This is a genomic window from Qipengyuania profundimaris (assembly GCF_030717945.1).
GTDB lineage: Bacteria > Pseudomonadota > Alphaproteobacteria > Sphingomonadales > Sphingomonadaceae > Qipengyuania > Qipengyuania profundimaris.
Genome location: NZ_JAVAIM010000001.1, coordinates 2,385,266 through 2,396,316, shown reverse-complemented (window position 1 = coordinate 2,396,316; position 11,051 = coordinate 2,385,266). Strand labels below are relative to the sequence as shown.

Below are 11,051 nucleotides of genomic sequence, written 5' to 3'. Positions count from 1 at the left end.
CTTAGAGTTCGCGCTTTTTTGCAGCGAGATCGAGCGCGTATTCCTTGGCCTGGATCAACAGCTCGCGAAGTTTGCGATCACGACAGCCGGTGAGTTCGGACTCTATCGAACTAAGAAAATTATCGAGCGCCCGCTTCGACCGTTTCACGAGCGGAGAGCGCTGCTTCATTGAGAGCAAGAGTCCGACACCAGCATAAGGATAGATTTGAACCACGATGCTGCGGTCTTCCGGTAATGCGAGGAGCGATTGGTCAAAATAATCGAAGGTCTCAAACCGGAAGTTGTTGCCCGTTTTCAGCTCACCATCGAAAGGAGAAACTACGCTCCATGGTTTGGGTCCAAAACTGTCGCCGAGATCGTTCAGCGCGAAAAGTTCGCCGCCCGAAAAGAATTCCACGAAGCGATAGTCATGCCAATCTAGCCCAAATTCGGCTTCGACTGTCGAAATGACGCGATCATTGAACATCATGGGTTTCGATCACCTGGCGGCAGGAAAAATGGGCGGGAGGGTAGAGAGGCAATGCCCCGCAGCCGGTTGGCTGAAAGACGGATTGTGGGTGGTTAGCGGACATCGGCGATAGTAGGGGTGTTTAATGGTCAAGTTCGTCCGCCAGCACACCAAACCCGATCATACCGAGCAGGTTATCATATCCAAGCGAGATGACGGTTCGTTTACCTATCAGATGCGGTGGCGCGAGGGGGGAGAGTGGGGACCACTCGGACCAGAATGTGGGCTATATGACACCGCACTAACCGCCGAGACCGAAGCAATGCAGAGGGTTTCATGGCTCGCTGTTGCTAGGCACTAGCTCACGGTCCGCAATCGGGTCGTTAGCCGCCATTCCCCAAGACCCGCGCCAGCATCACAAACTCCTCGACCGTCACCGTCTCCGCGCGCCTTTGCGGGTCGATGCCGAGGCTCTCCAGCCCCTCGACCGCGCCGGGCACGCCCTTGAGGCTCTGGCGCAGCATCTTGCGACGCTGGCCGAAGGCGGCTTCGGTGAGGCGTTCGAGCAGGCGGGCGCTGACGCCCTCGGGCATGGCGGCGGGCTCGACATGGACGATGGCGCTCATCACCTTGGGGGGCGGGGTGAAGGCGCTGCGGTGGACCTTCATCGCCAGTTTCGCGACGCTACGCCACTGGGCGAGGACCGCCAGCCGGCCATAGACCGATCCGCCCGGCTGCGCGACGATGCGCTGTGCGACCTCCTGCTGAAACATCAGCGTCAGGCTGGTCCATAGCGGCGGCCATGCTTCGCCGCCCAGCCAGCGCACGAACAGCGCGGTGCCGACATTATAGGGCAGGTTGGACAGCACGGCGAAAGGCTCGCCGCCCATCAGCTCGGCATGGTCGATCCTGAGCGCATCGCCTTGCACGACGGTGAGCTGGCCGGGAAAGGCCTCGCCCAGTTCGGCGAGCGCAGGGAGGCAGCGCGTGTCCATCTCGATCGCGGTAACGCGCGCGCCGGCACGCAGCAGTGCGCGCGTGAGGCCGCCGGGGCCGGGGCCTACTTCGAGCACCTGCTTGCCTGCGAGGTCTCCGGGGATCGCGGCGATGCGGTCGAGCAATTGTTCGTCGAACAGGAAGTTTTGCCCCAGGGCTTTCGATGCGCTGAGGCCATGGCGCGCGATGACGTCACGCAAGGGAGGGAGGTCAGCCATGGCTGGCCCGCCGCGCCGCCATCTCGCCTGCCATCCTGAGCGCGGCGATCATCGCGCCGGGATCGGCCACGCCTTTGCCCGCGATGTCGAAGGCAGTGCCGTGATCGGGGCTGGTGCGCACAATGGGCAGGCCGAGCGTCACGTTCACACCTTCGTCGAAATCGAGCGCCTTCAGCGGGACGAGCGCCTGGTCGTGATACATCGCCAGCGCTGCGTCGTAAGTCTGCCGCGCGCGGGGCGTGAACAGTGCATCTGCGGGGTGCGGGCCGGTGACGGCGAGCCCCTCGGCCTGCAATGCCTCGATCGCAGGCGTGATGATGCGGGCTTCCTCGTCCCCAAACCTGCCGCCTTCGCCCGCATGCGGATTGAGCCCGCAAACGGCGAGGCGCGGCGCGTCGATCCCGAAGTCGCGCCGCAATGCGCGGGACACGATGCGCGCGCGGTGCTCGATCAGGTCTTGCGAAAGCCGGCCTGGCACTTCGGACAGCGCGCAATGGACCGTAAGGGGCACGGCGCGCAGGCTCGGCCCGGCGAGCATCATCACCGCGTCCTCCTGCTCGAGGCCGCAGACATCGGCGAGAAATTCGGTCTGGCCCGGATATTCGAAGCCGACCTGTGCCAACTGCGCTTTCGCGATGGGAGCGGTCACTAGGGCCGATGCTGATTCCAGCAGCGCGCAACGCGTCGCCTCGGCCAGCGAGTGCAAGGCGAGGGCTGCGCCGCTCGGCTCGGGTTGTCCGGGCGCATACGCGCTGTCTTCCTGTCCGAGCACAGGGAGCGCATCACTGAAAACCGTCTCGGCTTCGGCAGGGCTGGCGATCGGCTCTACCGGAACCGAAAGACCGCGGGCTTTCGCCGCCGCTTTCAGCACACCCCCTCCGCCGACCACGAAAAAGGGCGCGAGGCCGTATTCCCGGCGCCGCGCCCAGCTTTCCGCGATGATCTCCGGCCCGATCCCCGCCGGATCGCCAATCGATACGGCGAGCGGGGCAGTCATCGGTGTCAGTTGTACTCGATATAGGCGTCGTTGCGCAGGTCGCGCAGGTAGCGCTGCGCACGGCGCTGGATGCGCTCTTCTTCGAGCTGACCCATCAGCGTATCGAAGTCCGGGCCGCTGGCGGCCTGCGGATCGTCGCGGCCACACAGCATCAGCACGCGCACACCTTCCTCGAAAGACCCGAAGGGCGGCGTGACCTGGCCGAGCTGCAAGTTCAGCACGAGCTGCTGAAGCTGTTCGGGCAGGGCACGCGCGGCGATCTCGTCATTGGTGACCACGGTCGCACCGAGGGCAGACGCTCCGGCTTCGGCATCGCCGCATCCGCGCAGCTGCTGCACGCCGGCCAGGAAGCTTTCGAGCCGGGGTGTGCGCTCTGCTTCCGGCACGCCGGTGAAATCGAGCGCGATCTGCTTCAGCGAAAGGACAGCGTCACGCGGGTCGGCCGTCAACACCTGCCGCTTGTCGATCAGCAGGCCGATCCAGTAGCCGCCGGGAATCTCCAGCGGGCCGACCAGCTGGCCCGGGCTCATTTCGCCGACCACGGTCTCGAGCTGCGGGTTCTTCAGCTGGGGCAGGGCGATCCAGCCGAGGTCGCCGCCGACCGCCGCGGTCGAGGCTTGCGAGAACTGGCGGGCATAGGCGACGAAGCTGCCGCCCTGGCGGAGCTGCTCGACGATCTGCTGGGCATTGCCCTGCACCTGCGGCGCGGTTTCGGGCGTTGCCTGCAGGAAGATTTCGCCAAGGCGATATTCATCGGTCCCGCGATTGGCCTCGAGCCGCTGGATAAGGTCGTTCACCTCGTCGGCCGAGACGTTCACGAAGGGTGCGAAGTTGCGCCGCAGCAAACGGCTCCATGCAAGCTCTCCGTGAATCTGGCGCTTGAGCGACTGCGGCGAGGAGCCGATGCTCCGCAGATATTCGCCCATCGCGCTTTCGTCCTGCCCGAAGTTCTGGGCAGCGACACGCGCATAGCTCTGGTCGATCTCGGCCTGCGGGATCGTGATTTCCTGCGTTTCGGCCGCCTGGATCTGCAGCGTTTCGTCGATGAGGTTGCGCAGCACCTGCATCTTAACGCGCTCGAGTTCTTCGGGGCTGATTTCACGCTCGTTCGCTGCGACCAGCAGCGCAGCGCGCTGGTCGACATCGGTGCCGGTGATCACGAAGCCATTCACCACCGCCGTCGCCTTGCGGACGTTCGGATCGGAATTGCCGAGAATGCTCAAATCGGTCGGCAGACCGAGGGGATTGGCCGTTTCCGCCGTTGCCTGCGCCGACACGGAAATCGGCGACAGCGCCAGACCTGCCACTGCGGCAAGGGAAAGAAACTTGGAAATGCGGTTTGCGCTCACGTGTGATACCCAATTGCGGCACCGTTGCGGTACCAGTCCATGACGGGGCCGTGCCGTGTGGCGGCTTAACCCAAGCTGATTGCCGTAGAACACCTGCCCCGTTCGTCTTGCGAGCGCGGATAGCCTGTTCGGCGCTGTCTGCCAACGGGTGCGACTTAGCGAAAACCCAGATTCTTGAGGCTGAAGAAAACCTGGAAGGTGTCGCCCCGCCGAGCGTCGCCCGCGGTTTCATAGTCGCGTCGCCAGGTTACTCCCATTTCGAGACAGTCGTCGGAATAGGCGACGCCGAGGCGGGTGCGGATGGGCTCGAACCCGTCGGAGCTAAAGGTCGGGTCCTCCTCGCGATTCGTCAGGTTGAATACGCCGGAGCCGAAGACGGACCAGTAATTGGCAAATGCGACGCGCACCGCGCCGCGCAATTCCTCGCGGTCCTGCAAGTCTTCCACGGCGGTAATGTCGCGATTGAGGCGCACATAGCCGAGCTCGGCATAGGTGCGGCGCGATCCGACCGTCGCGTCGATCTCGTTGCGGCGGACGGCGAAACTGTCCTTGTCCAGCCGGAAACGGTGAGTGAACTTCACAAAGTTGCGATAGCGGACCTCGGTGCGGCCCACGAAGTCGGAGAAGCGCTCTGACAAGCCGGTGCCATCGGGCAGGATGTCTGCATCCTCGTCCAGCCGATAAGACTGGCCGAGGGTCGATTTCAGCTCCCAATTCGGAACTCGCAACTGCCAATCGAACCCGTAGGTAACGCGCGCACCGTCCTCGATCCGGTCGTATCCGGGAAAGCGGTTGAGCGCGAAGAGGTTGGAATCTTCCAGATCGATCGCGCGCGCATCCTCGTTCGGGATGGCGAGATTCTTGATCGGGGGCGTGGCAACCAGTTGGACCCGCGGCGTCAGGACCTGCTCTCCGCCGAACAACTGGCCGACCAGCGGCCATTGCACGTCCACCGCGCCCAGCGCGACGCCGCGCGCCTCCCAGCCGGGATTGCCGCGATAGAGCGCCGTATCGGTGAGGAAGTTCTCGTCCGAATGGTAGATGTCGCCGCGCACCATGCCGGTCAGCGTGACGACTTGGCCGAGCCCGGTGACCGTGGAGATATCCCATTGCGCGCGGGCGAAGGCGCGCTGCGTATCCTGACCGACGTCGCGCATGATCGCGAGCGTATTGGCCTGCAGCTCCAGCTTGCCGCCCAGCAGCGGGTCCTCCAGCCGCTTGCGGAAATCCATCACCGGCAGAGCCACCGGCACCTCGCCCTGCGGCTGGTTCAGGCGCAGCGTCTGCGTGGCCCAGCCGGCGAGTGAGAAATAGGTGGAGTCGCTGATGCGCTCGAGGTTCACCGTGGACCGCAACCTGTCGTCGCGGCTGATATCGTAGCGCCGCAGGAAGGTGCGGTCGCTGGCGCGGCGGATGGAACCGGTCACGCTCCATTCCGGGTTCAGCTGGAACTTGCCGTTGGCGAAGACATAGCCGCGGAAATCGCTGTCGCCGGTCGTTTCGACGCCGGTGAAATCGGAGATCCTGCGGCTTTTCGTCGCATAGCCGGTGATCTGGTAAGCGCCCTTCTCGGTAAGATGGCGCCACTGTCCCGAGATCATGGGTGGGGCATCGGTGTAAAGGAAGCCGGTTAGCGTCAGATCCTTATTGTCGGCGAGCCGGATATAATAGCTGCCCGACACCTCGACGCCGTTGCTTTCGGAAAAGCGCAGGTCGGGGACCAGCACACCGGAGACTGCGCCGCCATCGGTTCGCACTGCCAGCCCCGGCAACGGCAGGATGCGCGCGCCGAACAGTTCGAGATAAGCCCCGGTAAAGCGGACCCGCTGCTCATCGGGGTCGTAGACCACCCGTTCGGCGGTGATCCGCCAGCTGGGTTCTTTGGGACAGCCTTCGGATGTCACGACATCGCAGCCGGAATAGGCCGCCTGTTCCAGCGCGATAGTGCCGTCGCTTTCGCGCACGCCGCGATTGGCCGCGAGCCGCCCGCCCTGGCGCAGTGCGAGCAGCAGGTTCTCCATAGCGCCCGCTTCGAACTCATTGGTCAGCTCGACCCGTTCAGAGAATAGCTGATTGCCGTTCTCGTCGACGAAGCGCACGCGGCCTTCTGCCAGAATAACGCCGGTGCGCCTGCTCCAGCTCACCGAATCGGCGCGCAGCGACCGGTCGCCGCTGCGCAGCACGACATTGCCGCTGGCCGTGACGAGGTCGGCATCCGAATCATAGCTGAGGACGTCTGACTCGAAGTCGATCTCGCGTTCGCCCGCTGCGTTGAGACCATCGTCGCCAGTAGGCTCAGGCGGCGGACCGACTTCGGGGAAAGGGTCCTGAAGGCTGGGCGGCTCGTCAGGCTCGGCGGCCGTTGAAACGGAAGGCGCGTCGGGTTGCGGATCGCCGGGGTCGCCCTGCGGGTCTTCGACCGATCCGACATCGTCGCCGACCTGCTGCGCGGCGAGCGGCGTCGCCAGCGCAAGCGTTGTCGCCACGCCAAGCGTGCGCAGTGCCAGCCGGCTGGCTTCGATGGCTGTCTCGGCGGGCAGGGCCATGCCTTGCCTATCGCACCGGCCACGCCTAATCGCAATCGCCATCCTATGGGGCGAGCCGGAATGCGCTTCGCACCCGTCAGTCACATCTTTGGGAGAGCCCATGCACATCCAGTTCAGCCAGTCCCGTCCGGAAACGGCGCGCCTTCTTGCCCAAGTCGTGGACAAGGGCAAGCTGCCTTCGTCGCTCGAAAAAGCGATGAGCGAAGGGGCTGACGCGGCGCGCTTCAAGGGCGGCGCAGGCCAGCTGTTCGAAAGCTTCGTCGAGCGGGATGGCAAGGTCCTGCGCCTCGCGCTCGCCGGAGCAGGTGATCGCAACGACGAGGCGCGCAGCGCCAACCTCGAAAAGGCAGGCGCGGCCATCGCCGGGAAATATCAGTCGAGCGGCGAGACGGAGGTCGTCCTAGATCTCGCGGACAGCGGGCTGTCGGCCGATGAAGCCGCCAGCGTCCTCCTCGGCCTGCGGCTGCGGAACTGGCGCTATGATGTCTATCGCACGCGGATGAAGGACGAGCAGAAGATTTCGCTCGAAACCGTGACGGTTATCAACGCGCCCGAAGGCAGCGAAGCCGCCTGGGCGGAGGCCGCGCATCTTGCCAGCGGTATCGAATTCACCCGCGAGCTGGTCACCGAACCGGCCAACATCATCTACCCCGAAAGCTTTGTCTCGCGCTGCCGCGAACGGTTCGAGGGCACCGGCGCCGAGATCGTCGTGCTCGGCGAGGCGGAGATGGAAAAGCTCGGCATGGGATCGCTACTCGGTGTCGGCCTCGGGTCGGAGCGCGAATCGCAACTGCTCGCCATCCGCTGGAACGGCGGCGGCAGCGAGGCGCCGGCAGCCTTCGTCGGCAAGGGCGTGACTTTCGACACCGGCGGCATCAGCATCAAGCCGGGGCCGGGCATGGAAGACATGAAGTGGGACATGGGCGGCGGCGGGGCCGTCGCGGGTGCGATGCTCGCACTCGTCCTGCGCAAGGCGAAGGCCAACCTCGTCGGCGTGATCGGCCTCGTCGAAAACATGCCCGACGGCAAGGCACAGCGCCCCGGCGATGTGGTCACCTCCATGTCGGGTCAGACCATCGAGGTGCTCAACACCGATGCCGAAGGTCGTCTGGTGCTGGCCGATGCGCTGCACTGGACGCAGGAAGAATTCCAGCCCAGCCGCATCGTCGATTTCGCCACGCTGACCGGCGCAATCATCATCTCGCTCGGCAACGAATATGCAGGCGTATTCTCCAATAATGACGAACTCGCTGGCCAGCTTTACGACGCCGGCATCGCCACCGGCGACAAGAACTGGCGCCTGCCGATCAGCGCCGCTTACGACAAGCTGATCGACAGTCCCATTGCCGACATGAAGAACATCGGCGGCAAGGCGGCCGGTTCGATCACCGCCGCGCAGTTCCTGCAGCGCTTTATCGCGAACGACACGCCCTGGGCGCATGTCGATGTGGCGGGCATGGTGTGGTCGGACAAGCCGGGCCAGACCTGGGGCAAGGGTGCGACGGGCTACGGTGTGCGGCTGATCGACCGCTTCGTCGCCGACAATCTCGAAGGCTGAGACCGGTCCGGGAGGTCGCTATGGCGAAAATGCGCCGCAAGGGCGACCTCCCGACCAAGACCTGCGTGACCTGCGGGCTCGATTTCGCCTGGCGCAAGAAATGGGCGAAGGACTGGGACGAGGTGAAGCACTGTTCCGAACGGTGCAGGCGCAACAAGTCGCAGCCGGGCGGTGAGGGGCAGCCATGACCACGCGGGTGGACTTTTATCAGCTCAGCCGCGACCCGGTCGATGTGACGGTCGCGAAGCTGGCGCGCAAGGTCCTGCAATCGGGCGAGCGCCTGCTGGTCGTTTCCGGATCGGCGGAGCAGCGCGAGGCGCTGTCGAAGACCCTGTGGGAGCAGGGCGGCGCGGCATTCCTGGCCAATGGGATGGCCGACGCGGCCCACGCCGATCGTCAGCCGATCCTGCTGTCGAACGGGTGCGAGGCCACAAACGGTGCGAAGCTAGCCATCATAGCCGATGGCGAGTGGCGCGAAGAAGCTGCCGGTTTCGAGCGGGTCCTGCTGCTGTTCGAACCGGAAGGGCGAGACGCCGCACGCGAACTATGGCGGCGTCTCGATCCCGACGAGGCGTTCGACAACCGCATTTTCAAGCAGACCGAGCAGGGTGGCTGGCGCGAAGGTCGTTAATTCGGAACAGAGCAGGCTTTCGTCCGTCGATTGGGCGATGCGTTCGTTTGCTCTTTCTTTATTGGCCACTGCGGCAGTCCTGTTTTCTTCGTGCTCCAAAGTAGAGCCCGACCACACAGACGAAGAAACCGCGATGGTCGATCCGCGCGGGACTTTCGATGTGGATCAGGAGACCGGCGAAACGTCGGCTCGGTTCGAAGCGGAGGATGGTACCGTGACCGCGATGCGGTCCGGCCGCACGGTGCCGCCAGACCTTCCAGAGGGGTTCACTCTCTATCCGCAGGCGCGCGGGGTCAACGTCACCCGTGTCGACCAGGGCGAGCGACGTTCGATCATCGTCGACATGCGCAGCGACGCGACGCCGCGCCAGATTGCCGATCACTATCTCGCGGAAGCCGAGGCGGCAGGGTTCACGATCGAACCGCGGGTGCGGAGCGACGAGACCGAGGTCCTCGCTGGCGAGAATGCGGACGGACAAGCCTTCTCTCTGGTCGCAAAGCGCGATGACGGTGCGACGCAGGCCCAGTTGTCGATGGGCGACACGTTCCGCTGAATACGGATTGGAGGGATAGCTCCAGTCCGGAGGCATTTCTTGGCGCTTGTCTTGTCGAATGCCGAATGGGGCAGCTATCGATCGGGCGAGATGGTTCCGGACATCGCTTTTAACTTCGAGGCTTGACTCGCTGTGTGCGTATGATGTTTTAACCGCTCGGAATTCGGGGGCTTTTACATGAAAAAATACTGTGCGGCGGTGGTCATTCTCGCTCTGGCAGCCTGCAGCGAAAGTGAAGCCACTTCGGTCATCTCGGCCGATGGCACGACCGAATACGAGGTGTCCGGCACCGGCGACGATAATCGAGTGCGGATGTCCGATGCCGAGGGCAACGAGGCAGTCGTCACAGTGGGCTCCGACGCGTCTGGCGAGTTGGACCTTCCCGATGGATATGCACTCTATCCGGGGGCCGAGGTGGAATCGAGCACGACATTCAATGGGTCGCAGGGCAGCGGCGTGATGGTAACTTTCGCCGCCGATGCCCCTCCGCAAGAGCTCGTCGAATACTACCGCAAGCAGGCGACGAGCGCCGGGGTAGAGATCGACACCGACGCGCGCACCGGCGAAGAAAGGATGATCGCCGGTGAAGGGCCAGGTGGGCTGTCCTTCAGCCTCCAGACCTCCCCGGGCGGCAGCGGTTCGACCGGCATATTGGTGATCGCGCAATAGGGAAGGCTGCGGCGGACGCGCTTGCCAATACGAGGATCGTAGCAGGCTTGCCGACCCGACGAAGGGCGGCTATCGGCGCGCATCGATTCCCCCCTTTCAAGTTTCAAGGATTTTCACCATGGCGGTCACCCGCACCTTTTCGATCATCAAGCCCGACGCCACGCGCCGCAATCTGACCGGTGCCGTCACCAAGATGCTGGAAGAAGCCGGCCTGCGCGTCGTCGCTTCGAAGCGCATCCAGATGACGAAGGAACAGGCCGAAGGCTTTTACGCCGTCCACAAGGAACGCCCCTTCTTCGGCGAACTGGTCGACTTCATGATCAGCGGCCCGGTGGTCGTTCAGGTCCTCGAGGGCGAAGACGCGGTGAAGCGCAATCGCGATGTCATGGGCGCCACCAACCCTGCCGATGCCGACGATGGCACAATCCGCAAGACCTATGCCGAAAGCATCGAAGCCAACTCCGTCCATGGTTCCGACAGCGACGAGAATGCGAAGATCGAAATCGACTATTTCTTCGACGAAGACGAAATCGTCGGCTGATTTCAAAGGCCTTCTGGCCGATTTAACATCTGATAATCAAATATAGATTGTGACGGGTCGGCTTATCGATAAGCTGGCCCGTCATGGTTTTCGGCGGGTTCCTCAAAAGACTGCAAAGCAGACGGCAGCGGCGCATTGCGGCGGTCCGGAGGATTTCGGACCTGCTGAATGCTATGGAGCAGGATGCTGCGCGCCCGCTGCTCTCGCCTGACCTCATCGTAGTCGATGGGGCCGGTAGGCGTATCGAAGGTATCGATGATTTTCTGACGGCCGACCGCAATCTCCGGATCGCGGCGGGGCACGCTCAGGTGCGGATCGACGATATTTCCGTCAGGGATAATGAGGTCTTCGTTAGCGGCACGATCGATAGCGAGAGCAAAGAAATGTCCGGGCAGACGTTCTGGCGATTGACCTTCGACGGCGAAATCGTTTCGGAAATCCACATAACGCGCGATCCCGAACTGATGACGGTGACGCGCTACCACGCCATGCAGTTGCGCTGATCGAGGATCGAGAAAGCGTTCGCCTCCCCGACCTGGGAAATA

12 protein-coding genes are annotated in these 11,051 nt (G+C 63.7%); 7 read left to right on the top strand and 5 right to left on the bottom strand.

Going from position 1 to position 11,051, the window contains the following annotated elements; genetic code table 11:
• Nucleotide 1 precedes the first annotated feature (1 nt).
• The 5 genes from Q9K02_RS11840 to Q9K02_RS11820 form a co-directional block, all read right to left on the bottom strand.
• Nucleotides 2-469, bottom strand: coding sequence for a hypothetical protein (locus tag Q9K02_RS11840; RefSeq protein WP_305933077.1), 468 nt, complete (start codon nt 467-469; stop codon nt 2-4).
• Between the two features lie 362 nt (nt 470-831).
• The gene (gene rsmA, locus Q9K02_RS11835) at nt 832-1,662 is read right to left on the bottom strand and encodes a 16S rRNA (adenine(1518)-N(6)/adenine(1519)-N(6))-dimethyltransferase RsmA (protein WP_305933076.1); all 831 of its coding nucleotides are present in this window, start codon (nt 1,660-1,662) and stop codon (nt 832-834) included.
• Complete coding sequence (gene pdxA / locus Q9K02_RS11830) at nt 1,655-2,659, bottom strand: 4-hydroxythreonine-4-phosphate dehydrogenase PdxA (RefSeq protein ID WP_305933075.1); 1,005 nt, start codon at nt 2,657-2,659, stop codon at nt 1,655-1,657. Before pdxA ends, rsmA begins: the two co-directional genes overlap by 8 nt.
• Before the next feature lie 5 nt (nt 2,660-2,664).
• Nucleotides 2,665-4,008, bottom strand: coding sequence for a peptidylprolyl isomerase (locus tag Q9K02_RS11825; RefSeq protein WP_305933074.1), 1,344 nt, complete (start codon nt 4,006-4,008; stop codon nt 2,665-2,667).
• A 155-nt stretch (nt 4,009-4,163) separates the two neighbouring features.
• Complete coding sequence (locus Q9K02_RS11820) at nt 4,164-6,554, bottom strand: LPS assembly protein LptD (RefSeq protein ID WP_305933073.1); 2,391 nt, start codon at nt 6,552-6,554, stop codon at nt 4,164-4,166.
• Nucleotides 6,555-6,654: 100 nt separating this feature from the next.
• Here Q9K02_RS11820 and Q9K02_RS11815 point away from each other — a divergent pair, with 100 nt between their 5' ends.
• The 7 genes from Q9K02_RS11815 (at nt 6,655) to Q9K02_RS11785 (ending at nt 11,009) form a co-directional block, all read left to right on the top strand.
• Complete coding sequence (locus tag Q9K02_RS11815; RefSeq protein ID WP_305933072.1) at nt 6,655-8,112, top strand: leucyl aminopeptidase; 1,458 nt, start codon at nt 6,655-6,657, stop codon at nt 8,110-8,112.
• 20 nt (nt 8,113-8,132) lie between these two features.
• Nucleotides 8,133-8,300, top strand: coding sequence for a DUF2256 domain-containing protein (locus Q9K02_RS11810; protein WP_305933071.1), 168 nt, complete (start codon nt 8,133-8,135; stop codon nt 8,298-8,300).
• A complete protein-coding gene (locus Q9K02_RS11805) occupies nt 8,297-8,743 on the top strand; it encodes a DNA polymerase III subunit chi (protein ID WP_305933070.1) in 447 nt (148 codons plus the stop codon). The genes Q9K02_RS11810 and Q9K02_RS11805 overlap by 4 nt, the downstream gene beginning before the upstream one ends.
• 133 nt (nt 8,744-8,876) lie before the next feature.
• Nucleotides 8,877-9,296, top strand: a complete 420-nt coding sequence (locus Q9K02_RS11800; protein WP_305933069.1) for a hypothetical protein — start codon at nt 8,877-8,879, stop codon at nt 9,294-9,296.
• A gap of 177 nt (nt 9,297-9,473) precedes the next feature.
• On the top strand, nt 9,474-9,965 hold the full coding sequence (locus Q9K02_RS11795) for a hypothetical protein (RefSeq protein ID WP_305933068.1): 492 nt from the start codon (nt 9,474-9,476) through the stop codon (nt 9,963-9,965).
• A 118-nt stretch (nt 9,966-10,083) separates the two neighbouring features.
• A complete protein-coding gene (gene ndk, locus Q9K02_RS11790; RefSeq protein WP_278328140.1) occupies nt 10,084-10,506 on the top strand; it encodes a nucleoside-diphosphate kinase in 423 nt (140 codons plus the stop codon).
• Between the two features lie 83 nt (nt 10,507-10,589).
• Nucleotides 10,590-11,009 carry a nuclear transport factor 2 family protein gene (locus tag Q9K02_RS11785; protein WP_305933067.1) on the top strand — a complete coding sequence of 140 codons (420 nt, stop codon included), beginning with the start codon at nt 10,590-10,592 and terminating at the stop codon, nt 11,007-11,009.
• The last annotated feature ends 42 nt before the right edge of the window (nt 11,010-11,051 follow it).